Below are 23,008 nucleotides of genomic sequence, written 5' to 3' on the forward strand. Positions count from 1 at the left end.
TATCCGGAGAAAAAACATGGACGACCAGAAGCGCCGCGATGCCGGCATGAACGTGCGCCGGAAGGTGCTGGGCAATGCCTGGGTCGACAAGTCGATCGCGAACCGCAATGCCTTCAACACCGACTTCCAGGACATGATCACGCGCTACGCCTGGGGCGAGATCTGGACGCGGCCGCATTTCGACGAGCGTACGCGGCGCGTGCTCGTGATCGGCACCATGGTCGCGCTGGGGCAATGGGACGAATTCCGCCTGCATGTGCGCGCGGCGCTCGCCGAGGGCGGCTTCACCCCCGACGACATCAAGGAAATCCTGCTTCAGCAGGCAATCTATTGCGGCGTGCCGGCGGCGAACCACGCCGTCAAGGAAGCCTCAGCGATTGTGCAGGAGCTCGGCCTGCTCAAGAGCTAGCGGCGCGGCGGTTTCGACGGCCTCCCGAACGTTCTTGGGCGCCGGCGCGGGCCGCTCGATCACCACCACGATGGCAGCGCCGAGCAGCAGCAGGAGTTCGGTGGCATGCAGCCGGAGCGCGGCCATCTCGCCGACCTTCGAGGCCATCAACATGCTCGTAAACGAGATGAGGCTGCCGATCGCAAGCGCAATGCCGAGCGCCTCGTCGCTGCCGCCATTCTTGCGGACGCGGGGAATACACAGAAGCGCGAGATAGATGGCAAAGAACGCCACCACCGTCAGCCGGCCCAGCGCCAGCAGCCAGGCGGCACGCACCGTGCTCATCCCCGCCATCTGAAGATGATCGCTGAGGAACAGCGCCACCGCGACACTCGGCCGCTCGTAGAGGCCGTGCACCGGTGCCACCATGATGTTGAAGGCCACGAGCGTCCAGGCCGGGATGAAATAGGCCGCCAGCAGGGCGCCGTTGACCGAACCGATCCGCCAATTCCTGAACATGCCGCTTCCCGCTTCGCTCGCTGCGCGCCTTCCATGGAAAGGCTTTGCCGGGGAGCTAACTCGCATCAGACCATGGCGGCAATTTAAACCCTTTGTTTACCTTAACCGGCCCGCCGGGCGGCGCGCCCAAGGAAAAAGGCCCCGCCTCCCGGCGGGGCCCTCTTCACGTCTAGGCTCCGAAACTACTTGTCCTGACCGTGCTGGCCGCCCTGTTGCTGGCCGGGCTTCTCGCCCTGGCGCTGCGGATCCTGCTGCTGCTGTCCGGGTTTCTGCCCGCCACCCTGCTGCTGCCCGGGTTTCTGAGTCTGCTGGCCCGGATTCTGATCTTGCTGCTTCGACATTTGGGGGAACTCCCTAGTTGGACCTCAGAGGAGAGACAACGGCCGGGATTCAGTTTGGTTGCTTTGCGGAACCCGGTTCCTCGCACCTGCGGAACCGAAATGACATCCGTAGCGAAATGACCTCTGTACAAGCCTTTGTGTCGAGGCATGGCCAGTTGCAGCCACCAGTTCCCTCCTGTTACAAAACGAGAAGAATGCTTAGGGGCTGCCGGGGCCCGAGAAGAAACTCAATCACACTTTCTCTCGAAGAGCTCCCTTTGAGCCGCGTCAGGTTTGGTAACGGCAGCCCATGGATTATTTCGCCCAGCAGCTCATCAACGGTCTCGTTCTGGGCTCGATCTACGGCCTGATCGCCATCGGCTATACGATGGTCTACGGCATCGTCGGCATGATCAATTTCGCCCATGGCGATGTCTTCATGATCGGCGGCTTCATCGCCCTGATCACCTTCCTGATCCTGATCTCACTCGGCTTGACCGCGATCCCGGTGATCCTGCTGGTGGTGCTGCTGGTGTCGATGGCGATCACCGCGCTCTATGGCTGGACCATCGAACGCATCGCCTACCGGCCCCTGCGTCATTCCTTCCGCCTCGCCCCGATGCTGTCGGCGATCGGCATGTCCTTCGTGCTGACCAATTACTCGCAGGTGGCGCAGGGCGCCCGCGTCAAGCCGATCCCGCCCTTCATCACCGGCGGCTATACGCTGCACGAAAGCGCGGACGGTTTTGTGATCCAGCTCTCCAACATCCAGATCATGGTGGTTCTCACCACCATCGTGCTGCTTGGAATCTTCACCTGGCTGGTGTCGCGCACCCGGCTCGGCCGCGACATGCGCGCCTGCGAGCAGGACCAGACCATGGCGGCGCTGCTCGGCGTCAACGTCGACCGCACCATCTCCATGACCTTCGTGATCGGCGCCGCACTCGCCGCGGTCGCGGGCCTGATGTACCTGCTCTATTACGGCCTGGTGGATTTCTTCATGGGCTTCGTGGCCGGCATCAAGGCGTTCACCGCGGCGGTGCTCGGCGGCATCGGCTCGCTGCCTGGCGCCATGCTGGGCGGTCTCGCGATCGGCCTGATCGAGACGTTCTGGTCGGCCTATTTCTCGGTCGAGTACAAGGACGTCGCGGCGTTCTCGATCCTGATCGTCGTGCTGATCTTCATGCCGACCGGCCTGCTTGGCCGTCCCGAAGTCGAAAAAGTCTGACGGTCGCCGCGTGACAATTCTCTCGAGCAATACGGCCAAACCTGCAACGGACATCCCCGCTCTGCTGAAGACGGCCTTCGTCAACGCCCTGATCGCGCTGGTGCTGTTCTCGCTGATGGTCGGCGTCCGCACCGAAGCGGGTTCCGACGGCCAGCTCACCTATTGGACCCGCTTCGGCGAGGTCGCCTCCCTCGTTGCCGCCGTGTTCGGCGGCTCGATCGTGCTCGGGCTGTTGCGACAGTGGATCGGGTCCAGCGGCACCGACAAGCTGGTGCCGCCGGCTGTACGCAGCGGCATGTCGTTTCTGGGCCGCTACCTGGCGCCCGCACTTCTGATCTTCACGGTGCTTGTGCCGGTGATCTTCTATGACCAGCGCTATATCCTCGATCTCGCGATCCTCGTGCTCACCTATGTGATGCTGGGCTGGGGGCTGAATGTCGTGGTCGGGCTCGCCGGCCTGCTCGACCTCGGCTACGTCGCCTTCTATGCGGTCGGCGCCTATTCCTACGCGCTGCTCGCCACCAATTTCGGCTGGTCGTTCTGGGTCTGCCTGCCGCTTGCCGGCATCCTCGCCGCGTTCTGGGGCGTGCTGCTCGGCTTCCCCGTACTGCGCCTGCGCGGCGACTATCTCGCCATCGTGACGCTCGCCTTCGGCGAGATCATCCGCCTCGTCATCATCAACTGGCAGAGCCTCACCGGCGGCCCCAACGGCGTCTCCAGCATTCCCCGCCCCTCGTTCTTCGGCATCCCGCTGGACAACAGCGACAACGGGCTCGCCGCCAGGCTCGGCATCGAATATTCGCCGACCCAGCGCATCGTCTTCCTGTTCTACCTGATCCTGGCGCTTGCGCTGCTCACCAACTGGGTGACGATCCGGCTGCGCCGCCTGCCGATCGGCCGCGCCTGGGAGGCCTTGCGCGAGGACGAGGTCGCCTGCCGCGCGCTCGGCATCAACACCACGACCACCAAGCTCACGGCGTTCGCGACCGGCGCTATGTTCGGCGGCTTTGCCGGTGCGTTCTTCGCGACGCGCCAGGGCTTCATCAGTCCGGAATCCTTCACCTTCCAGGAATCGGCGCTGGTGCTCGCCATCGTCGTGCTCGGCGGCATGGGCTCGCAGCTCGGCGTCGCGCTCGCCGCGCTCGCCATGATCGGCGGCTTCGAGCTGTTCCGCAGCCTCGAGACCTACCGCATGCTGGTGTTCGGCATGGCCATGGTGCTGATCATGATCTGGCGGCCGCGCGGCCTGATCGGCCATCGCGCGCCGACCGTGTATCTGACCAAGGCGCAGGCGATCTCTTCCGACCTCGTCAAGGAAGGGCACGGATGAGCGCCGACAAGATTAGCGACAAGATTCTTGGCGTCGATCGGCTGACCATGCGCTTCGGTGGCATCGTCGCCGTGCAGGACCTGTCGTTTGCGGCCGAACGGAAGAAGATCACCGCGCTGATCGGACCGAACGGCGCCGGCAAGACCACCGTGTTCAACTGCATCACCGGCTTCTACAAGCCGAGCGGCGGCGCCATTCGCCTCACCCATGACGACGGCAAGCTGATTGCGCTGGAGCGGCTCAACGATTTCCGCATCGCCAAGCAGGCCAAGGTGGCGCGCACCTTCCAGAACATCCGCCTGTTTCCCGGCATGACCGCGCTGGAAAACCTGATGGTGGCACAGCACAACGCGTTGATGCGCGCCTCCGGCTTCACTTTTCTCGGCCTCATCGGCGCGCCCGGCTACCGCGACGCCGAAAAGCGCGCGATCGACCTCGCCACCGACTGGCTGAAGCGGGTCAATTTGCTCGACCGCGCCGACGATGCCGCCGGCAATTTCGCCTATGGCGACCAGCGCAGGCTCGAGATTGCGCGCGCGATGTGCACCGAGCCTGCGCTTTTGTGCCTGGACGAACCCGCCGCGGGTCTCAACGCGCGCGAGAGCGCAGCCTTGAGCGAGCTCCTGCTATCGATCCGCAACGAGCTCGGTACCTCGATCCTGCTGATCGAGCACGACATGTCGGTCGTGATGGAGATCTCCGACCACATCGTGGTGATGGACCACGGCGTCAAGATCGCGGAAGGCACCCCGCGCGAGATCCGCGACGATCCCAAGGTGATCGCCGCCTATCTCGGCACCGACGAGGAAGAGGCCGTGGCCGTGATGGAGAGCGGGTCGTGACGTCGTCCGCTCCCCTGCTGTCGATCCGGGGCCTGCGCGCCGCCTACGGCAAGATCGAGGCGCTAAAGGGCGTCGATGTCGAGATCAGCGCCGGCGAGATCGTCGCGCTGATCGGCGCCAACGGCGCCGGCAAGTCGACGCTGATGATGACGATCTTCGGCAAGCCGCGCGCCCGCGCCGGCCAGATCCTGTACGAAGGCCGTGACATCACCGACGTTCCCACCCATGAGATCGCCCATTTGCGCATCGCGCAATCGCCGGAAGGCCGCCGCATCTTCCCGCGCATGAGCGTCGCGGAAAACCTCCAGATGGGGGCGGATGCCACCGGATGCACCGACGCCGAACGCGAGGCCACGCTGCAACGCGTGTTCACGCTGTTCCCGCGCCTGAAGGAGCGCTACGCCCAGCGCGGCGGAACGCTGTCCGGCGGCGAGCAGCAGATGCTGGCAATCGGCCGCGCTCTGATGAGCCGCCCCCGCCTGCTCCTGCTCGACGAGCCCTCGCTCGGGCTGGCGCCGCTGATCGCGCGCCAGATTTTCGATGCGATCCGCACCCTGAACCGCCAGGACGGCCTGACGGTCCTGATCGTCGAGCAGAACGCCAACCATGCGCTGAAGCTCGCCCATCGCGGTTACGTCATGGTCAACGGCCTGATCACGCTGGCCGGGACCGGCGCCGAGTTGTTGCAGCGCCCCGAGATTCGCGCCGCCTACCTGGAGGGCGGCCGGCACGGCTGAGGTTGCCGACGGGGAGCGCGTGCGGCCGAATGTGGCGAGATATCTCCGCCAATGCCCGTATTTTGCCGGTGACTTCTCCCGAGATTCATTCAAGAATGGCGCCGGTTTAGACCGGGCGTACCCGGCAACTTCCACAGTCGACCACCCGCGAGGTATCTCATGAAATCACTGAAGCTCATCGGTCTGGCATTCGGCGCGTCGATCGCGCTATCGAGCGCGGCTTTCGCGCAGGATGTCACCGTCGCAGTCGCAGGCCCGATGACCGGCGGAGAGTCCGCCTTCGGCCGCCAGATGAAGAACGGCGCCGAGATGGCCGTGGCTGACATCAACGCCGCCGGCGGCGTCAACGGCAAGAAGCTCGCGCTCAACGTCGAGGACGACGCCTGCGACCCGAAGCAGGCGCGCTCGATCGCCGAAAAGATCGCCGGCGCGAAAATTCCGTTCGTGGCCGGGCACTATTGCTCGTCGTCGTCGATCCCCGCCTCCGAAGCCTATGCCGACGGCAACGTGCTCCAGATCACGCCGGCCTCGACCAATCCGAAGTTCACCGATAGCGGACTCTGGAACGTGGCGCGCGTCTGCGGCCGTGACGACCAGCAGGGCCTGGTCGCGGCGCAGTACATCGCCAAGAACTACAAGGGCAAGAACATCGCGATCCTCAACGACAAGACCACCTACGGCAAGGGTCTCGCCGATGAGACCAAGAAGGCGCTCAACAAGGCCGGCATCACCGAGAAGATGTACGAGTCCTACAACAAGGGCGACAAGGACTTCAACGCGATCGTCTCGCGCCTGAAGCGCGACAACATCGACCTCGTCTATGTCGGCGGCTATCATCAGGAGAGCGGCCTGATCCTGCGCCAGATGCGTGACCAGGGCCTCAAGACGATCCTGATGGCCGGCGACGCGCTCGCCGACAAGGAGTACGCCTCCATCACCGGTCCGGCCGGCGAAGGCACGCTGTTCACCTTCGGCCCCGATCCGCGCAACAAGCCGACCGCGAAGAAGATCGTCGACGCCTTCAAGGCCAAGAACATCGACCCCGAGGGCTATACGCTCTACACCTACGCGGCGATGCAGGTCTGGTCGCAGGCGGCAAAGAAGGCCGGCACCACGGACGCCAAGAAGGTCATGGCGGCGATCAAGGCCGGCAAGTGGGACACCGTGATCGGCCCGATCGAGTACGACGCCAAGGGCGACATCAAGCAGCTCGACTATGTCGTCTACAAATGGGACGCCAAGGGCGGCTACGCCGAGATCAAGGGCAACGGCACCTAAGACAGGATGCCTGACCTTTTAATCAGATCAATCCAACGCCCCGGTTCGCCGGGGCGTTTTCTTTCGCCGTGCGGTCACACGGCTGCGGAGAGTTCGCCGCCCGCCGCAGCCTGGGCCTTGTGGAGCGCTTGCAGGAGATCGTTCGGCCGAAATGGCTTTTGCAGGCATACCACGTCGGCCAGACCAGGCGCCTCGCCCATGAAATCCAGCGCGGTCATGCCGGAGACCGCGACGATCGGGAACCCGGGAACTCGCTCGCGAATGGCCGCCATGACGTCAACGCCGCTGGTGTCGGCCAGGAAAATATCGACGATCGCGGCATCGAAAGCGCCCTCGCTGAAGGCTTTCAGGCCCGCTGCGCCGCTCTCGGCTTCGACGACGTCAAAGCGGTTGACCCGAAGCACGATCGCGACCATGGCGCGGACCTCCTTCTGGTCGTCGACAACGAGAACACGGCGCATGGGAACAACTCCCGGATACGTATCATTATTTGGTTCAATTCACCGCAACTGCCCGGCAAGGCAGTATGGGTCTGTCCCGGTAAATCACCTCTTACCAGCTACCTGTTCCAAGTCCCACCCCAAGTTAAATAAGCTGTAACCTTCGGTTGAGTCGCATGCGCTTTCTGTCAGGATGCGCGCCCGGAGCGGGCTACCATGCGGGTAGCGGCTTCTCGGCCGGAAGAGATTGACGTAGGAGGTCATCATGCCGGCTTACGAGAGATCGACGTGCTAGCGCCTAACGACCGAAGCACATTCCTGTCGACCTTGCCGGCTACGCGAAGCGATCGCAGGGCTGCGTTGGCGATCGTCGGCATCTCCGCAATCCTGTTCGCGCTGGCGGTACCGTTTGCGGGCTTGCCGCTCGCACAGGTGCCGGCCTTCGTGGCGAGCTACCAGTCGGCGCTCGCGGTCAGCGACATCATCACCGCCGTCTTGCTGCTGTCGCAGTTCGCCGTCCTGCGCAGCCGCGCGCTGCTGCTGCTGTCGACCGGCTATCTGTTCACGGCGGCCGCCGCGGTGACCCACGCCCTCACCTTCCCCGGGCTGTTCGCCCCGGCCGGATTGTTCGGTGCAGGCCCGCAGACCACCGTCTGGCTCTACATGATCTGGCACGCCGGTTTCCCGCTGTTCGTGCTGGCCTATGCCTGGCTCAAGGACGGCAACGGCGGCAACAGGATTGCGAGCTCGGCGGCTCCCGCGATCGCTCTCTCCGTCGCCGGCGTGGTCGTCGCGATGACCGTCTTCGCCTGGCTGGTGACTGCGCAGCACGGCCTGCTGCCGGTCCTGCTCAAGGACGGCCACTACACCCCCACCATGATCGGCGTGGTGTCGTTCGTGTGGTCCCTGAGCTTCGCGGCGCTGGTCACGCTGTGGTTTCGCAAGCCGCACACGGTGATCGACGTCTGGCTCATGGTCACGATGTGCGCCTGGCTGTTCGACATCGCGCTGTCAGCGATCGTCAACGTCGCGCGTTTCGACCTCGGCTTCTATGCCGGCCGGCTCTACGGCCTCGGTGCGTCGAGTTTCGTGCTCGCGGTGCTGCTGATCGAGAACGTGCGTCTCCAGGCCAACACCGCAGGCATGGTCGGCGCGCTGCAGCGGCAGTCGAGCTCGGAGCGGAACTATTATGCCGAGCGCGAGCGGCTGTTCAGCGCCGTCGTCGAGTCCTCCAACGACGCCATCATCACGAAGTCGCTCGACGGCACCATCACGTCCTGGAACAAGGCGGCCGAGCGCGTCTTCGGCTACTCCGCCAGCGAGGCGATCGGCCGCCAGGTCGATATCATCATGCCGGAGGGGCAGCGGGAGGAAGTCGCCGAAATGCTGGCCCGCACCCGCAACGGCGAGGTCATCGACCAGCACGAGACCGTGCGGCTGCACAAGAGTGGCCAGCCGATCGACGTCGTGCTGAGCCAGGTCCCGCTGCGATCGACCGACGGCAAGATCATCGGCGCCTCCAAGGTCGCCCGCGACATCACCGAGCGGAAGCGGGCGGAATCCGCTCTCAACCGCGAGATCGAGGAGCGCCAGCGCATCTTCGAGACCTCGCAGGACCTGATCCTCGTGACCGACGGTTACGGCAATTTCATCCAGATCAGCCCGAGCGTGAAGGACATCCTCGGGTACAAGCCGGAGGACATGATCGGGCACAGCGCCATCGAGTTCATTCACCCCGATGACCTCGACAACACCCGCAGCGAGATGCGCGCGGCGCGGCGTGGCGCGGTCAAGCGCAGCTTCGAGGCGCGCTACTACCACTACGACGGTCACGAGGTGACGCTGAACTGGATGGGGACCTGGTCGGAGCCGGTGAAGCGCCATTTCTTCATCGGCCGCGACCTCACCGAGAAGCAGGCCGCGGAAGCCCAACTCAGGCAGGTCCAGAAAATGGACTCCATCGGCCAGCTGACCGGCGGCGTCGCCCACGATTTCAACAACGTGCTGACCGTCATCACTGGCACGATCGGCATCCTCGCGGACGCGGTGGCCGACCGTCCCGAGCTCGCCGCCATCACCAAGTTGATCGACGACGCCGCCGAGCGTGGCGCGCAACTGACCAAGCACCTGCTCGCCTTTGCCCGCAAGCAGCCGCTCCAGCCGCGCGAGATCGACGTCAATGCGCTGGCGCTCGAGGCCGCAAAGCTGCTGCACCCGACCCTCGGCGAGCAGATCACCATCATGCCGCAGCTCACCGAGGATGCCTGGCCGGCGCTGGTCGACCCGGGCCAGCTTTCCACCGCGATCCTCAATCTCGCGCTGAACGCGCGCGACGCCATGCCGGACGGCGGCACATTGGTGCTGGAGACCCGCAACATCTTCCTCGACGACGGCTATGCCAGCATGAATCCCGACGTCGTCGCCGGCAGCTATGTGATGATCGCGGTCAGCGACACCGGCACCGGCATTCCACCGGACCTGATGGAGCGGGTGTTCGACCCGTTCTTCACCACCAAGGAGGTCGGCAAGGGCACCGGGCTCGGGCTCAGCATGGTGTTCGGCTTCGTCAAGCAGTCCGGCGGACACATCAAGATCTACAGCGAGGAAGGCCACGGCACGAGCGTGAAGATCTACCTGCCGCGCTCGAGCGGCGTGCAGGAGAGCGAGTACGAGTCGCTCCAGAACGTGCCCATCGCCGGCGGCGACGAGAAGATCCTGATCGTCGAGGACGACGCGCTGGTACGGCAATATGTCGTGACCCAGATCAAGAGCCTCGGCTATGCCGCGCTCGAAGCCGCCAATGCGGCCGAAGCCCTCACCATCATCGATGCCGACAAGGGCATCGACCTGCTCTTCACCGACATTATCATGCCCGGCCACATGAACGGCCGCCAGCTCGCGGACGAGGCGGTACGGCGGCGTCCCGACCTGAAGACGCTGTTCACCTCGGGCTACACCGAGAACGCCATCGTCCATCACGGCCGGCTCGATTCCGGCGTGCTGCTGCTGGCCAAGCCCTATCGCAAATCCGAGCTTGCCAAGATGCTCAGGACCGCGCTGGCGAGTTGAGCGCGCGGCATCGGTGCGCTATCGCTGATGCCTGAAGCGCATGGAGTGCCGGCCTTGAAAAACCTGCTTACCGATATCGCCGGCGTCCGCGTCGGCCATGCCGAGGATGCGAAAGTCGCCTCTGGCACGACAGCGATCATCTTCGATGCCCCGGCGGTCGCGGCGATCGACGTGCGCGGCGGCGGGCCCGGCACGCGCGAGGATGCGCTGCTCGATCTTGCCAGCACGGTCGAGCGCGTCGATGCGATTGCGCTGTCCGGCGGCTCCGCCTTTGGCATCGAGACCGGCGGCGGCGTCCAGGCCTGGCTTGCCGAACAGGGCCGCGGCTTCCGGATTCGCGAGGCGGTGATCCCGATCGTGCCGGGCGCCATCGTGTTCGACCTGCTCAACGGCGGCGACAAGGCCTGGGGTCGCTTCGCGCCCTATCGCGATCTCGGTTACGCAGCAGCTGTGGCCGCGGGCCACGACTTCGCGCTGGGCAGCGTCGGCGCAGGCCTCGGCTGTACCACCGCGACCTTCAAGGGCGGGCTCGGCTCGGCTTCGGCGGTCCTGCCCAACGGCATCAAGGTCGCCGCCATCGTGGTCGTCAACGCGGTCGGCAGCGCAACCGTCGGCGAGGGACCGTGGTTCTGGGCGGCGCCGTTCGAGGAGAACGGCGAGTTCGGCGGGCGCGGCCTGCCAGCCAAGTTCACGCCGGACATGCTGGCGATGCGCATCAAGGGCGGCCCCGCCGCGAGCGCGCGCGAGAACACCACGATCGGCGCCGTCGTCACCGATGCGACGCTGACCAAGGCCCAGGCCAAGCGGCTTGCGATGATCGCGCACACCGGATTTGCCCGCGCCATCTATCCGGTGCATGCCCCGACCGACGGCGACGTGCTGTTTGCGGCTGCGACCTGCGAGAAGCCGATCGAGCCGCTGGTCGGCCTCACCGAGCTCGGCACGGTCGCCGCCAACGTGGTCGCGCGCGCGATCGCGCGCGGCGTGTACAGCGCGACGGCGCTGCCGTTTGCGGGAGCATTACCGGCGTGGAAGGACCGCTTCGGCGGGTAAGGGGCACGCGCCTATCACCGCATATCGCGCGTCATCGCCCGGCGAAGACCGGGCGATCCAGCATTCCAAAGGCAGTTGTGATTGAACCGAGAAGCCGCGGCGTACTGGATGCCCCGGTCCCGGCTCCGCCAAGGCTACGCCGGGGCCACAAGGGTGCTCGGCCGCCGAAGCTTTAGCGAAGGCGGCAAGCCGGGGCATGACAGCGAGTGGGCGTCAGACGCTCATCGACATCGACGAGCCGGCGGTCGCTGAGGCGCCTTGCCCCTGCCCGCCTTGCCGCTGCATCAACTGCGCGAACAGATCGTAGGCCGAATTGCGAGAGGAGCTGGAGGCGCCCGGGACCGTCGTCGACATCTTGAAGCCGTCGGCGTAGGTGACAGTGGTGGTGGTCGAGCCGTCGGCGGCGGTCGTCGTGGTCGAGGTCGATCCGCCGCTCGCCTTCGAGGCGGAATCCGATCCATCGCCCGAGCCGCCCGCACCCTGCGCGTGGTGGTGGCCGCCATGGCCGCTCTTCAGCGCCTTCGACATCTCATCCAGGCTGACGCTGCCGTCGGAATTCGTATCCATCTTCGAGAACACGTCATCGGCCTGCGCAAGGTTGGTGCCGCCGGCCCCGAGCGCGTTCTCGAATTCGGACTTGGTGATCTTGCCGTCGCCGTCCCCGTCGATCTGGGAGAACAAGTCCTTCAGCGCGGCGTCGCGGCTCGTCGAGGTCGAAGACGTCGAGCCGGACGAGGTCGAGCTGGCCGTGCTGCCGGTGCCGCTGGACGACTGGCTCTGCGCGGCGAACAGCGCGTTCATCGTCTCCGGCGAGATCTGCGGAGTTTTGCCCGCATTGACCGACGAGGTCGCGCCGCTGGTCGTGCTGCTGCCGCTGTCGATCGCGAACGGATTGATCGGCGCGTTCTGCGAAGACCCCGTGTTCTGGGTCGACGAGGACGATTTCGACTTCGTCAGCGACTGGATCGCGTCGAGCGCGCTCGATACGGCACCAAGGGCAAACAACATTGCACAACTCCAACCGATGCGGCACGCCGCAGCCAATGTTCTGGCGGTGATGTCAGCAAGCGTCGTGCCAGCGCAAAAAGCTCAATGAAATCCGCCTTCGCGACGCCTGGCGCGGCTCCGGAACACCGGCAATTCATGCCGGTCGCGGCAGAAATTTCCGCCCACAGGAAGCACGCCGCCCCTGCATTGCCCGGCTGAGAGGCCCATGTTAGGCGAGCATCATCTTTCACGGCCGCCACGGGACACCGCGCCATGACCCAAGCCTTCACTCCCCGCCCCCTGGCCATCGCGCCCTCGATCCTGGCCTCGGACTTCTCCAAGCTCGGCGAAGAGGTGCGCGCGGTGGACGCGGCCGGCGCCGACTGGATCCATCTCGACGTGATGGACGGACATTTCGTGCCCAACATCTCCTACGGCCCCGACGTCATCAAGGCGATGCGCCCGCACACCAAGAAGATCTTCGACGCGCATCTGATGATCTCGCCCTGCGACCCCTATCTCGAGGCCTTCGCCAAAGCCGGCTGTGACCACATCACCGTGCATGCGGAAGCAGGTCCCCATCTGCACCGCTCGCTCCAGGCGATCCGCGCGCTCGGCAAGAAGGCCGGCGTCTCGCTCAACCCGGGCACGCCGATCAGCGTGCTCGAATACGTCATCGACCTCGTCGACCTCGTGCTGGTGATGTCGGTCAATCCCGGCTTCGGCGGCCAGGCCTTCATCCCGTCTGCGATCGGCAAGATCCGCGACATCCGCGCGATGACGGCGGGACGTCCGATCGACATCGAGGTCGATGGCGGCGTCGGTCCCGATGTCGCGGGTCCCCTGGCCGCGGCGGGCGCCAACGCCTTCGTCGCCGGCACCTCCGTGTTCAGGGGCGGCACGCAGGAAGCGTACAAGACCAACATCGCCGCGATCCGCAACGCCGCCGCAGGCGCACGCGGCGAAGCGATCTGAAGCACAAGCAACATATTTGCTGAAAAGCTGCGGGTCTTACGGGCGCTGCGACGCGCAATGCCTAAATTGCACCTTGATCCGTACTCCTCCGGGCTTCCCTGATTCGTGCAAATCACCGCTAGTGATTCTTGCCTGTTTTCGCGGGAGCACATCATGACGACGACCCTGGTTTGGACTGGCGTGGCGTTGTGGCTTGGTTTCAGTGCGTTTGTTGTGTTTGGCCCATCGGCCGGACCGGCGAGAGTGCCGGCACGTTCGGCCCGCATCGTCCGTCGCGACTGGTATCGGGCCTGAGCCCATGCAGATCGCGCTCGTGAAGCGTCAAGCGAAGCGCAGGTGCCGCATCCCGCGGCGCCCGCATCCTGACCTCGACTATTTCTTCGGTCGGCTCGAACGCACCGAAGGCGAGAGGCGCGACGACACCGGGCCCGAGATGGCGGACCCGGATCACCCGCTCCGGTCACCGCGCCGGCATTGAATTCTATTCTGGACCACGCCCGATGAAACCGCACTGCCCGAACTGCCTGAAGGAAATGACCAAGGCATCCGCGTCGCGTAACCTCTTCAATTGCGAGCCCTGCCGCGAGATCATCCAGTATTTCGGCGGCGGCGCGGATCACGGCGAGCCCGGCCCGCAATTCTGCTGGCCGATCCGCCGCAAGCGCTCCGTCCACGCCGCCCACGCGGCGTGATCTTTCCTAGCCCCACACGACGCCGGCGTCTGGTTTCGCAGCAGCCATCCGCGGCGGCCGCACCACGGTGACGGTGCAGGCCGCCTCCGAGGCCACCTTGGCCGAGACGCTGCCGAGCAGCGCGCGGCGGAACGAGCTCTGCCGCGCGCCGATGATGACGTGGTCAACCTGATTGACCTCGGCGAATTCCAGCAGCGCCGCGGCGGGATCAACGGCTTCCAGCACGTGAACCGACAGCCGGCTCTCATCCAGCTTAAGCGGCGTCGCCCAATGCCGGAGCGCGACCAGGCGGTCGATATGCTTGTTGGAGCCCTGCTCGTCGAGCGTCCGGTCGATCGCGATGCGGTTGAGCTTGAGCACGTTGACGCAGGCAAGCCGCGCCGACGGCAGCGTCGCGAGAATGCGCTCGGTCGTCACGCGCAGCGCCTCGTTCAGCTCGCCCGCGCCTTCCACCGTGTCGAGCGCGACCGCGAGGATCGGGCTGGAGGCGATTTGCGCGGCGACGTCCGATTTCGCGCGCGGCGCCATGACACCCAGGTTGAAGCGCCGCCGCCAGGCGACGCTCAAGGGGTCGCGCTTCAGCCGTTCCGAACGCGCGGTGAGCCTGACCTGGTCCGGATGAGCGAGATCGAAGGCGAGCTGGGACGCGGTCGGATAGCGCCGCACCGGCTCGATCTCGAGACAGCGCAGCACCACCTCCTGAAGCCAGGGCGGATAGTCCGCCCGCAATTCGCGCGGCGGATGCGGATCGCGCCACAGCCGGCGACGCATCGCGCGCAGCGTCTCGCCCTCGCCGAAGGGGCGCTCGCCGGTGGTGAAGAAATAGAGCAGCACGCCCAGCGAAAACAGATCGCTGCGCGGATCGTCGCGTACCCCCAACAGCCGCTCGGGCGCCATGTAGGGCGCGGTGCCGTAAGGCAGGCGGAATTCTTCCTGCAACAGGTCCGGCAGATGGTTGTGGTGCGACAGGCCGTAATCGATCAGGACCGCCTCGCCGCTGTCGCGGAACATGATGCTGCTCGGCTTGATGTCGTGATGAATCACGTTCTGCCGGTGCAGATCGGCCAGCGCGGCGGCGATCTTCGCGACGAGCTGCCGCGCCTCCTCGTATGGGAGCGGCAGATCGGGCAGCCGCTTGTAGAGCGTGGTCCCGGGAATGCGCTCGATCACGGCGTAGGCCTGGTGCGCGAAGTCGCCGGTGCCGAAACACGAGGGCACGTGCGGCCCGGCGAGCCGCGGCAAGATCATCATCTCCATCTCGAACGAGACGATCGCGGCGGGGTCCTCGCCCTCCGACACCCGCGGAATCTTCATCAGCAGCGGCACGTCGATGCCGGGATGGGTGACGGTCCACAGCGTCGCCATACCGCCGGCATGGACGCATTCACCGATGGTGTAGCCGTCGATCTCGGCGCCTGATTTGACCAGGGATTGCGGCATCGCCGTCAGCGTCCCTGCGACAGCCGGTCGGCGAGCCAGGGCGGCAGGCCGTTCTCGCGAATCTTGTTCGCCGCGCTCGCGATGTCATAGGGCGCGCGGCAATAGGTGATCTGGCACGACACGGTGTCGAACAGCACGAAGGCTGCGGATGGATCGCCATCGCGAGGCTGGCCCACCGAGCCGAGCACGGCCAGCCATTGCCGCCCGCGCAGCAGCGGCACGGAAACGTCGGTCTTGGGCACGAGGCCCGTCATCTTCGCCGTCACCGACATCGAATAGAGCGCCGGGCGATGGATGTGGCCGCAGAAGGTGACATGGGCGGGCGTCGATATCAGGCTCTTGGCGGCATCCGCCGTCGAACGGACATAGTGCCAGCGCTGCGGGCTCGAGGCCTCCGAGTGGACGTAAAGGCGCTCCTTCTCATCCACCAGCATCGGCAGCTCGGCGAGGAACCGCCGCTGCACGACGTCGAGCCGCCCGCGCGTCCATTCGATCGCGATCTGCGCCTCCGCATTCATGGCTTCGGTCGTGGTGTTGACCGCCTCGTCATGATTGCCGCGGACGGCGATGGCGCCCTCCCGGACCAGACCCATCGCGGTATCCACGACCCATTCCGGATCGGCGCCATAGCCGACGAAATCGCCGAGCAGGACGAACCGCTCCGCGCCCTTCGCGCGGGCAACCTTCAGGCAGGCCTCGAACGCCTGCCGGTTGCCGTGGATATCCGAGAAGACAGCGAGAAGCACGCACCCTCCACCCCAAAGGTCTTATCGGAAGCCGATAAGGCCAAATTGAGGGACGTCAAGAAGATGCGCCAGTGCGGGTGCGTTTTCCAGCGTGCCCCTGTCGCGATGGTGAAGAGCCTATTGCTCGTCCTTCGGCGGCATCCGCGGCGGCGGAATCGGGGTGAACACCGCGCCTTGCGCGCCGGCGGGTGGTGCCAGGAATTCGCCGGTCGAGGAATCGCCGCCGCTGGTCTCCAGAATGGTCTTGGGCGTCACATATTCCCGGACCATGTCGATCAGGCTGCCATCGCCGCCGCCGAAATCGGCGGCGCGGCCGCCTTGCGGATGTCCCAGCGCGATCTCGTTCTCCGCCGCATGGGTCTTGTCGGCCAGCCTGTCATTGTAGGGCACACGAAAGGCGCGCGGGATGCCGCTCGGGCGATTGTCGTCATCCAGCTGCTCGACCCAGAGATAGATCGAGCCGGGATCGCCTTCCAGCGAATGCGGCTCGACGATGCGGGCCTTCAGCAGCTTGAAGGTCGCCGGCAGCCGTTCGGAACTGGCCCAGCCCAGCAGCCCGCGCATCTCGGTGAAGCTGACGACATAGAAGGCGCTGGTCACGACCACTGCGACCGCCTTGAACGACCAGTGCAGCCGCGCATAGACCAGCACGACCAGCAGCAGCGCGCCGATGACGGCGTAGGCGACCGACAGCGTGAGGATGACCGTCTGCAGGCTAGTCACGGCGCACCCTCACAGCGTTCTTGCTCACACCGGTCCTCGGGTCGAGATCGGCGCCGTTGCGCCAACTGCTGCGGAACGTCTCCAGCAGCGATTTCGGCCGCTGATCCACATTGACGACCTTGCCCTCGGCATCGAGCCGGAACCGCACCGCGGTCTTCTCGTCGCCGGTGTGATCGAGCGTGAATTTGTTGTCGAAGACCACCTGCGCGGTCGGATTGAGCTTCTGCACCTTCACATTGGCCTGGACCGGTTCGCCGGTCGTCGCCACGAAATGTGAGACGTTGACGGTGTATTCGCCGGCGAGGATGCCGCGCACGGTGACGATCTCCTCGCGGATCGGCGAGGCGATCTTCTTGCCGTTGACCATGATGAAGTCGTTGGCCCCGCCCCGGTCGTCGCGATCGAGCGTGAGGAAGCCGGCTTCGCGGTGGCGATACCAGGCGATGTTGCCGGCGGGATCCTGCACGAACAGGTCGAGATCGTCTGGATGGCTGTCCGGCCAGTCCAGCGTGATCATGAACTCGGCCTTGGAGTCGATCTTGCCGTCCTTCGCATCGGGAGACACCGCGAGCAGTGCCAGGAAGAACAGGAACGCGATCACCTGGAGCGCCTTGAACAGCATCACGCCCAGCGGATCGAACGGCTCCTCGCGTGGATAGAGACCAAAGTCATCCATCATGACGCGGTTCCAGCGCCTTTGCGCTCCAGCACCGGCGTCACATAGGTCTCGGTCAACACCACAGCATCCGAGAACACCCGCTGGGTCGCGGCATCCAGCATGTAATACTGGATGCGGACCAGGATCGAGCCGACGAGGCCTGCGAGCGTCGTGTACATCGCGACCGCCATGCCGTCGCTCATCAGCCCCATCGAGGAACGCATCGCGACCTTGTCGGCGGCATCCAGCCCCGCGATCGGCGCCAGCATGATGATGAAGCCGATGATGGTGCCGAGCAGGCCGAGCTTCATCAGCGTGTCCGAGACAAAGGCACCGAAGCCGTTGGAGCCGCGCAGCCGGTCGGCCAGCGTTCGCAGCAGCAGCGTCTGGTCGACCGCCCGGTAGTCCTGCGCGGACGCTTTCGTCACGAGGCTCTCGATGTGGTCCCGCACCAGCCCGCGTGGCAGCGCGGCCGCGCTGCCGTCGAGCACCTTGCTGCCCCCGGGCGCCGCGAGCACCGCCCGGCACCGCCGCGCCGCCGCGCCTTCACGGGCGATCGCCCGTGTCCGCAGGAAGCAGTGGCCGCAGGTAAGGACATAGAGCAGCGCGATCACGCTGGAAATGTAGGTGCGGTCCGAGGTCAGCATCAGGCGGATCAGGCCGAAGCGCCACAGCAGCACGACGGCGAAGATCGACAACCCAGTGAAGATCATCCAGAACAGCAGCGCGCTGCGCTCGGATGGGTCGGCAGCAGACCCCGCGATCGGTCCAATCGTCATCGAACTCATGCTGCACTGCTCCTGGCTTGCAGGGATTGGCCTGCAACGATTCCACCCCGATTAGATCAAAGCCGCCGCGCGCGGTCCAAAGAGCCATGCCCAATCCGGCTTGGGAAATTTGCCCGAGCTGCAATCCGGCCCAAACCCCGCAATTGGCAAGGCGCGGCGGCGTTGTTAGGCTGACCTTACCAAACGTTGAGGGTGATCGCATGCGCCTCGTGCTTCAGCTTGTCGCCCGTCTGCTTCTCATCGTCGCGCTCTGCCTTGGCGCTGCGACCGTCTGGGCTACGTTCGACGCCTATCGCAGCGTCGACCGGGCGACCGCGGCCTCGGCGCAGCGGGTCGCACAGGCGCTTCAGGCGCTGTACTGGCACGAGTTCTTGTTGCGCAGCAGCAGAACGCGCGAGCAGCTCTTGCCGGTTCCCGAGTGGCGCACCCTGGAGACGATGAAGCTGATCTCGCCCGGCGTCTGCGTCGAGTTCCAGCCGGCTATCGCATTCGAAAGGCCGCTCTGCGGCCAGAGCGTGGGGCTAGGCAAGACGCCGCCGCACTGGTTCACCGCGATCGTGCCCATCTTCCTCGGCAGCCACGCCGAAGTGATAAGGCCCGTCAGTCCCCGCGCGGCAGCCGCCGGAACGGTCGTCGCGACGCCGGACGCCGCAGCGGCCATCTCGCTTGCCTGGGAGTATCTCCTCAACGTGGTCGATGTCGCGCTTCTGATGGCGGCGGCGATCGCGCTCTTGGCGTCGCTTGCCATCGCGCACGCGCTGGCGCCGGCGCGCACCATCGTCGCCGCGCTCCAGCGCATGGCGCGGGGCCAGTATCGCACGAAACTGCCGCGCTTCCGCTCCATGGAGCTGGCGATGATCGGCAGCGCCGTCGGCGAACTCGGCGGCCGGCTGGAGGAAGCCACCGAACAGCGCGCGGCGCTGACAAGGCGGCTGATCGAGATCCGTGACGACGAACGCCGCGCGCTCGCCCGCGAGCTGCACGACGAGTTCGGCCAAAATCTCTCCGCCATCCTCGCCTTCGCCAACACGATCGAGACGGCCAGCGCGAAGGAGAGCAAGGATAACGCAATCGCGCAGGACGCGCGCATGATCTCGCAGGCCACCCATCATCTGATGGCCTCGCTGCGCGATGCGCTCAAACGCCTGCGCAATCCCCTGCCCGAGGAGCTTGGGCTCGAGGCCAGCCTGGTCAATTTGGTGGACAGCTGGCGCTCGCAAAGCGCAGCGCAGCCGACCATCCGGCTCGATCTCAGGGGCGACCTCACCGACATCAGCGGTCCGGCCGCCACCACCGCCTATCGCGTGGCGCAGGAATGCCTGACCAACGCACTGCGCCACAGCTCGGCGCGCGAAATCTCCCTGCGCATCGAGCGGCGCGCCGGTGACGAAGACGCGTTGCTGATCCGTGTCGAGGACGACGGCGGTGGCGATGCCGCACGCGTGGCGCAGTCGGCCGGCTTCGGCCTCACCGGCATCCGCGAGCGGGTCGCGGCGGCCGGCGGATCGCTCTCGATCCTGCCTGCGCGAGGAGGCCTCAGCGTCGCCGCCACCATCCCGCTCGCAGCGTGAGGCCGACATGAGCGATGTTGCGGCAACAGGCATCTCCGTGCTGCTGGTCGACGATCATCCGATCGTGCGGCAAGGCTACCGACGCGTGCTGGAGAGCCAGGGCGATCTCCATGTCGTGGCGGAAGCCGACAATGCCGCGGACGCCTACGGCGCCTTCAAGGCGCACGACCCTGATGTCGTCTTGCTGGATATCTCGATGCCCGGCGCGAGCGGGCTGGAGGCGATCCGCAACATCCGCGCGCGCAGCCCGCGGGCGCGCATCCTCGTCTTCACCATGCACAACGAGGCCGTGCTGGTGAAAGCCGCCTTCAGCGCCGGCGCCAGCGGCTTCGTCACCAAGAGCAGCGAACCCTCCGCGGTCGTCACCGCGATCCGCAGCGTTGCGCGCGGCGAGCGCGCCATGAGCGACGACATCGCGCACATTTTGGCCGAGGACAGCCTGTCGGCGGGCTCGGCGCTGGACCAACTGGGTGAGCGCGAGATCGAGATCCTGCGCCAATTCGCCGGCGGCGCGACGACTGAGCAGATTGCTGCTCATCTCAATCTCAGCGTCAAGACGGTGCAGAACTATCACTATTTGATCAAGACCAAGACCGGCGCGCGCACCGACGCGCAACTCGTGCGGCTGGCAGCGAGCTGCGGGCTGACGAGGATCTAGAGCTTGGCGGCTGGACGCCTATCTGGTTCCGGCCGGCCGCCCCAACGAAGGTCTCCAGTCGCTCTCGGATTGTGCTAGGCTCGATCGCAGCCACGGCATCCGGCACGAGACCGCCGGTGGATGTCTGTTGGGCTCCGATCTTGACGCGAGCCTCCCGGCTCTTTCGAAGCCGCCCTCGTTCCCGTTGTATGTTTTGCATGACAACAGGAGACGCTTCCATGAACATCAGGGACAGTCTTCTTGCCGCACTGATCGCCTTCAACGTTTTCGCGACCGGAACCACCGAGATCGCAGCAGCCGACGCGAAAGACCAGATCACCATTCTTTATGACGCCTTCGGCACAAATGACGCGATGACAAAGGACTGGGGTTTTTCCGCCCTTGTCGAAGTCGCGGGAAAACGCATCTTGTTCGACACGGGTAACGACGCCGAAATCTTCGCGGCAAACGTGAAGGCCAGGGGTGTCAACCTCTCGAACCTCGACTTTGTCGTTCTTTCGCACCGCCACTCCGATCATATGGCGGGTTTGTCCTACGTCCTAAGCGTCAATCCGACCGTCAAGATCTACGCGCCGAAGGAAGGATTTGGCATCTATGGCTCTTCGTTGCCTTCCGGCTTCTTCCGGAAAGACGAGGCCTTGCCGCCGGAGATGCGGTACTACGGAGGCAAGCCCCCAGCGGTGATGAAGTTCGGCTCGGCATGGGCCAACGCAAACTTCGAACTGATCGATCAGACGACCGAGATTGCTCCCGGCATCACGCTGATTTCGCTGATCTCCGACGCGCCCGGGACAAGAGAGCTCAAGGAGCTGTCTCTGGCCGTCAACACCGCAGAAGGCGTAGTCCTTCTGGTCGGTTGTTCGCACCCCGGGATCGAGCGCATTGTCGAAGCGGCGACCGGTATCAATCCCAGGATTCATCTCATCGCCGGCGGATTTCATCTGGTCGTGGCGCCTGACGAGACAATCGCGAAAGTCGTTACCGCTCTGAAGGACAGGTTCAAGGTCGACGCCGTAGCACCGGGGCATTGCACCGGTGAGCCGACTTTTGCCGCGCTCAAGAAGGCGTTCGGCGACAGCTATCTCTATGCCGGCCTCGGCACGTCGATTCCGGTTGGAACGAGTGGGAATGTCCGACGCGGAGAAGGTCCGACGCTTGACGACCTTGCGACATATCGGAAACTGGCCGGGCGTGAAGACCCGTTCGGCATCTTGCGGTCGCGCGGCCTGCGGTCGGGATCCGCGCTCTAGCGCGGCGGCGCGCAGTTCGCGCCTTTATCCAGCGCTTGAGGCGAGCGGAATGGAACCGACACCGTCGCGCTTTGGTTAGCAGCAGAGTGAAGGAGTTGCGCCATGAGTAAGGCCATGCACCGAACGGTCGTCGATCCTCCGCTCCTCACCGTGGGCGAGCTCATCGACGAACTCTGCCGCTTGCCAGATACGGCCGTCGTCCACTTCCGCTGCCCCGCACTCGATCAGGAGCTTACATTCTACCGCATTCGGAAGCGGTCGAAGGACGCTGTCGAAATCGCGGTGAACACATATCCGGAGAGCCCGCCGGTAGTCCCATCCGCCAACGGAAGGCAATCGACCCACTCGCCTGCCCTTCGCGAGGAGGCCCTTTTGCACAAGGCGAAAGGCTGAATCGACCGTTACACGCTTTGGCGGGACCGTGTCGGTCTAGGCCGCCTTCAACCCGCGCAGCACCAGCGCCAGGGTCGCATCGACACGAGCGGGCAGATCGGCGTCCTTCCACTCGTCGGCATGTGCCGGGTGGTGGAAGCGGACGGTGGCATCGAAGATGGCGCGGGCGGTGGCCTTGACGTCGCCCACCTCGAACACGCCCTGCTTCACGCCGTCGGTCAGGATCGACGCGATCTGGTCGATCATGGTGTCCTTGTGGCACTTGACGGCGGCGCAAGCCTCGCGCGCCAGCGTCAGATAGGTGTCGAACATCTCGGGATCGTCGAGCACGCGCGAGCGCTTGGCGGCGAACAGCGTGCGCAGCCAGCGGTCGAGTCGCGCCGGCGCCGGCCCCTGCTCCTCGGCGATCGCCAGCAACGGCGCGTCGATGCGATCCAGCCAGCGCTTGGCGACAGCCTCGCGCAGCGAGGCCTTGCTCGGGAAATGGCGATAGACGCTGCCGTGGCTCACATCGAGCGCACGGGCAACGTCAACCACGGTGGCCTTGGCAAGTCCGTAACGCCGCAGAACGTCCTCGGTGACTTCGAGGATCCGCTCCGGCGTCAAGATCACGGCTTCATTCATGCCAGCACCATTCCCGTTGAGGGCTCAGTTACCCGGCGATGGAGCTGCTTCCGAAGCGCCCGTGCCGGTCGTTTCGGAAAGCTCTCGCCTTAATGAGGCAGTTTTGCAGCCTGCGCCGCGATCTGGCGCGCAACCAGTAAATTGAGCCAATGCCCAATCGTTCCGGTGAAGTTGATGATTTCGGTCGTCATTGTCTTAAGTCTCCATTCGTCCACGGTCCCCACCTCCTTATGTCCCGCGATCCGCAAGTGTTTCGGACCTCGGGCTCCCCGGGCGGGTCACCGCGGGACGCCCAATCG

The 23,008-nt window shown here is 65.3% G+C and carries 24 protein-coding genes; 14 read left to right on the forward strand and 10 right to left on the reverse strand.

The features are described 5' to 3' along the window. Positions 1-16: 16 nt before the first annotated feature. Positions 17-409 (forward strand): carboxymuconolactone decarboxylase family protein, encoded by a 393-nt coding sequence (locus tag AB7535_RS21015; protein ID WP_014494190.1) that lies wholly within the window; start codon positions 17-19, stop codon positions 407-409. Here AB7535_RS21015 and AB7535_RS21020 read toward each other — a convergent pair. Then, the gene (locus AB7535_RS21020; RefSeq protein ID WP_085404328.1) at positions 371-907 is read right to left on the reverse strand and encodes a hypothetical protein; all 537 of its coding nucleotides are present in this window, start codon (positions 905-907) and stop codon (positions 371-373) included. The two genes, AB7535_RS21015 and AB7535_RS21020, sit on opposite strands and share 39 nt — an antisense overlap. Before the next feature lie 182 nt (positions 908-1,089). Further along, on the reverse strand, positions 1,090-1,248 hold the full coding sequence (locus AB7535_RS21025) for a hypothetical protein (RefSeq protein WP_166091448.1): 159 nt from the start codon (positions 1,246-1,248) through the stop codon (positions 1,090-1,092). A 289-nt stretch (positions 1,249-1,537) separates the two neighbouring features. Between AB7535_RS21025 and AB7535_RS21030 the strand changes: the two genes are divergently transcribed. From AB7535_RS21030 to AB7535_RS21050, 5 genes are all read left to right on the forward strand, one after another. Next, positions 1,538-2,455 carry an ABC transporter permease subunit gene (locus AB7535_RS21030; protein ID WP_028147449.1) on the forward strand — a complete coding sequence of 306 codons (918 nt, stop codon included), beginning with the start codon at positions 1,538-1,540 and terminating at the stop codon, positions 2,453-2,455. Positions 2,456-2,465: 10 nt separating this feature from the next. Then, positions 2,466-3,785, forward strand: a complete 1,320-nt coding sequence (livM, locus tag AB7535_RS21035; RefSeq protein ID WP_085404375.1) for a high-affinity branched-chain amino acid ABC transporter permease LivM — start codon at positions 2,466-2,468, stop codon at positions 3,783-3,785. Then, positions 3,782-4,627: an ABC transporter ATP-binding protein gene (locus AB7535_RS21040; protein WP_085404327.1), complete on the forward strand. Its 846-nt coding sequence runs from the start codon at positions 3,782-3,784 to the stop codon at positions 4,625-4,627. Before livM ends, AB7535_RS21040 begins: the two co-directional genes overlap by 4 nt. After that, complete coding sequence (locus tag AB7535_RS21045) at positions 4,624-5,364, forward strand: ABC transporter ATP-binding protein (protein ID WP_014494184.1); 741 nt, start codon at positions 4,624-4,626, stop codon at positions 5,362-5,364. Before AB7535_RS21040 ends, AB7535_RS21045 begins: the two co-directional genes overlap by 4 nt. A gap of 159 nt (positions 5,365-5,523) precedes the next feature. Further along, entirely contained in the window at positions 5,524-6,642 is a 1,119-nt protein-coding gene (locus AB7535_RS21050) for a branched-chain amino acid ABC transporter substrate-binding protein (RefSeq protein ID WP_028147453.1), read from the forward strand. A gap of 74 nt (positions 6,643-6,716) precedes the next feature. On the opposite strand, the gene AB7535_RS21055 is transcribed toward AB7535_RS21050, so the two are convergent. Continuing rightward, positions 6,717-7,103 carry a response regulator gene (locus tag AB7535_RS21055; protein ID WP_071912455.1) on the reverse strand — a complete coding sequence of 129 codons (387 nt, stop codon included), beginning with the start codon at positions 7,101-7,103 and terminating at the stop codon, positions 6,717-6,719. Positions 7,104-7,298: 195 nt separating this feature from the next. Here AB7535_RS21055 and AB7535_RS21060 point away from each other — a divergent pair, with 195 nt between their 5' ends. Next, entirely contained in the window at positions 7,299-10,151 is a 2,853-nt protein-coding gene (locus AB7535_RS21060; protein WP_085404326.1) for a PAS domain S-box protein, read from the forward strand. Positions 10,152-10,205: 54 nt separating this feature from the next. Next, positions 10,206-11,204 carry a P1 family peptidase gene (locus tag AB7535_RS21065; protein ID WP_085404374.1) on the forward strand — a complete coding sequence of 333 codons (999 nt, stop codon included), beginning with the start codon at positions 10,206-10,208 and terminating at the stop codon, positions 11,202-11,204. A gap of 213 nt (positions 11,205-11,417) precedes the next feature. On the opposite strand, the gene AB7535_RS21070 is transcribed toward AB7535_RS21065, so the two are convergent. Beyond that, positions 11,418-12,212, reverse strand: a complete 795-nt coding sequence (locus AB7535_RS21070) for an EF-hand domain-containing protein (RefSeq protein WP_085404325.1) — start codon at positions 12,210-12,212, stop codon at positions 11,418-11,420. 252 nt (positions 12,213-12,464) lie between these two features. Between AB7535_RS21070 and rpe the strand changes: the two genes are divergently transcribed. From rpe to AB7535_RS21085, 3 genes are all read left to right on the forward strand, one after another. Continuing rightward, positions 12,465-13,166, forward strand: a complete 702-nt coding sequence (rpe, locus tag AB7535_RS21075; protein WP_085404324.1) for a ribulose-phosphate 3-epimerase — start codon at positions 12,465-12,467, stop codon at positions 13,164-13,166. Positions 13,167-13,464: 298 nt separating this feature from the next. Further along, on the forward strand, positions 13,465-13,644 hold the full coding sequence (locus AB7535_RS21080) for a hypothetical protein (RefSeq protein WP_028147458.1): 180 nt from the start codon (positions 13,465-13,467) through the stop codon (positions 13,642-13,644). A 22-nt stretch (positions 13,645-13,666) separates the two neighbouring features. Then, positions 13,667-13,858, forward strand: coding sequence for a hypothetical protein (locus tag AB7535_RS21085; RefSeq protein WP_014494175.1), 192 nt, complete (start codon positions 13,667-13,669; stop codon positions 13,856-13,858). Positions 13,859-13,864: 6 nt separating this feature from the next. On the opposite strand, the gene AB7535_RS21090 is transcribed toward AB7535_RS21085, so the two are convergent. From AB7535_RS21090 to AB7535_RS21110, 5 genes are all read right to left on the reverse strand, one after another. Then, complete coding sequence (locus AB7535_RS21090) at positions 13,865-15,298, reverse strand: serine/threonine protein kinase (RefSeq protein ID WP_354076285.1); 1,434 nt, start codon at positions 15,296-15,298, stop codon at positions 13,865-13,867. Between the two features lie 5 nt (positions 15,299-15,303). Next, positions 15,304-16,044, reverse strand: coding sequence for a metallophosphoesterase family protein (locus AB7535_RS21095; RefSeq protein WP_085404322.1), 741 nt, complete (start codon positions 16,042-16,044; stop codon positions 15,304-15,306). 117 nt (positions 16,045-16,161) lie between these two features. Further along, positions 16,162-16,767, reverse strand: coding sequence for a hypothetical protein (locus tag AB7535_RS21100; RefSeq protein WP_085404321.1), 606 nt, complete (start codon positions 16,765-16,767; stop codon positions 16,162-16,164). Further along, complete coding sequence (locus tag AB7535_RS21105) at positions 16,760-17,446, reverse strand: hypothetical protein (protein WP_028147462.1); 687 nt, start codon at positions 17,444-17,446, stop codon at positions 16,760-16,762. Before AB7535_RS21105 ends, AB7535_RS21100 begins: the two co-directional genes overlap by 8 nt. Continuing rightward, positions 17,443-18,213 (reverse strand): MotA/TolQ/ExbB proton channel family protein, encoded by a 771-nt coding sequence (locus AB7535_RS21110; RefSeq protein WP_028147463.1) that lies wholly within the window; start codon positions 18,211-18,213, stop codon positions 17,443-17,445. The genes AB7535_RS21105 and AB7535_RS21110 overlap by 4 nt, the downstream gene beginning before the upstream one ends. A 200-nt stretch (positions 18,214-18,413) precedes the next feature. On the opposite strand from AB7535_RS21110, the gene AB7535_RS21115 reads away from it, so the two are divergent. The 3 genes from AB7535_RS21115 to AB7535_RS21125 all read left to right on the forward strand — a co-directional run bounded on the left by AB7535_RS21115 (position 18,414) and on the right by AB7535_RS21125 (position 21,692). Then, positions 18,414-19,784 (forward strand): sensor histidine kinase, encoded by a 1,371-nt coding sequence (locus AB7535_RS21115; RefSeq protein WP_354076281.1) that lies wholly within the window; start codon positions 18,414-18,416, stop codon positions 19,782-19,784. A gap of 7 nt (positions 19,785-19,791) precedes the next feature. Continuing rightward, the gene (locus tag AB7535_RS21120; RefSeq protein WP_014494168.1) at positions 19,792-20,442 is read left to right on the forward strand and encodes a response regulator; all 651 of its coding nucleotides are present in this window, start codon (positions 19,792-19,794) and stop codon (positions 20,440-20,442) included. A 218-nt stretch (positions 20,443-20,660) separates the two neighbouring features. Next, complete coding sequence (locus tag AB7535_RS21125; protein WP_085404319.1) at positions 20,661-21,692, forward strand: MBL fold metallo-hydrolase; 1,032 nt, start codon at positions 20,661-20,663, stop codon at positions 21,690-21,692. Between the two features lie 429 nt (positions 21,693-22,121). On the opposite strand, the gene AB7535_RS21130 is transcribed toward AB7535_RS21125, so the two are convergent. Then, positions 22,122-22,709, reverse strand: a complete 588-nt coding sequence (locus AB7535_RS21130; protein ID WP_028158450.1) for a TetR family transcriptional regulator — start codon at positions 22,707-22,709, stop codon at positions 22,122-22,124. Positions 22,710-23,008 lie beyond the last annotated feature (299 nt).

Source organism: Bradyrhizobium sp. 956_D2_N1_4 (genome assembly GCF_052076025.1).
Taxonomy (GTDB): domain Bacteria; phylum Pseudomonadota; class Alphaproteobacteria; order Rhizobiales; family Xanthobacteraceae; genus Bradyrhizobium; species Bradyrhizobium barranii.

Coding starts and splice junctions, on each gene's coding strand:
- AB7535_RS21015 (WP_014494190.1), top strand. CDS start 17: ATGGACGACCAGAAGCGCCGCGATGCCGGCATGAACGTGCGCCGGAAG.
- AB7535_RS21020 (WP_085404328.1), bottom strand. CDS start 907: ATGTTCAGGAATTGGCGGATCGGTTCGGTCAACGGCGCCCTGCTGGCG.
- AB7535_RS21025 (WP_166091448.1), bottom strand. CDS start 1,248: ATGTCGAAGCAGCAAGATCAGAATCCGGGCCAGCAGACTCAGAAACCC.
- AB7535_RS21030 (WP_028147449.1), top strand. CDS start 1,538: ATGGATTATTTCGCCCAGCAGCTCATCAACGGTCTCGTTCTGGGCTCG.
- AB7535_RS21040 (WP_085404327.1), top strand. CDS start 3,782: ATGAGCGCCGACAAGATTAGCGACAAGATTCTTGGCGTCGATCGGCTG.
- AB7535_RS21050 (WP_028147453.1), top strand. CDS start 5,524: ATGAAATCACTGAAGCTCATCGGTCTGGCATTCGGCGCGTCGATCGCG.
- AB7535_RS21055 (WP_071912455.1), bottom strand. CDS start 7,103: ATGCGCCGTGTTCTCGTTGTCGACGACCAGAAGGAGGTCCGCGCCATG.
- AB7535_RS21060 (WP_085404326.1), top strand. CDS start 7,299: ATGCGGGTAGCGGCTTCTCGGCCGGAAGAGATTGACGTAGGAGGTCAT.
- AB7535_RS21070 (WP_085404325.1), bottom strand. CDS start 12,212: ATGTTGTTTGCCCTTGGTGCCGTATCGAGCGCGCTCGACGCGATCCAG.
- rpe (WP_085404324.1), top strand. CDS start 12,465: ATGACCCAAGCCTTCACTCCCCGCCCCCTGGCCATCGCGCCCTCGATC.
- AB7535_RS21080 (WP_028147458.1), top strand. CDS start 13,465: ATGCAGATCGCGCTCGTGAAGCGTCAAGCGAAGCGCAGGTGCCGCATC.
- AB7535_RS21085 (WP_014494175.1), top strand. CDS start 13,667: ATGAAACCGCACTGCCCGAACTGCCTGAAGGAAATGACCAAGGCATCC.
- AB7535_RS21090 (WP_354076285.1), bottom strand. CDS start 15,298: ATGCCGCAATCCCTGGTCAAATCAGGCGCCGAGATCGACGGCTACACC.
- AB7535_RS21105 (WP_028147462.1), bottom strand. CDS start 17,446: ATGATGGATGACTTTGGTCTCTATCCACGCGAGGAGCCGTTCGATCCG.
- AB7535_RS21110 (WP_028147463.1), bottom strand. CDS start 18,213: ATGAGTTCGATGACGATTGGACCGATCGCGGGGTCTGCTGCCGACCCA.
- AB7535_RS21115 (WP_354076281.1), top strand. CDS start 18,414: ATGCGCCTCGTGCTTCAGCTTGTCGCCCGTCTGCTTCTCATCGTCGCG.
- AB7535_RS21120 (WP_014494168.1), top strand. CDS start 19,792: ATGAGCGATGTTGCGGCAACAGGCATCTCCGTGCTGCTGGTCGACGAT.
- AB7535_RS21125 (WP_085404319.1), top strand. CDS start 20,661: ATGAACATCAGGGACAGTCTTCTTGCCGCACTGATCGCCTTCAACGTT.
- AB7535_RS21130 (WP_028158450.1), bottom strand. CDS start 22,709: ATGAATGAAGCCGTGATCTTGACGCCGGAGCGGATCCTCGAAGTCACC.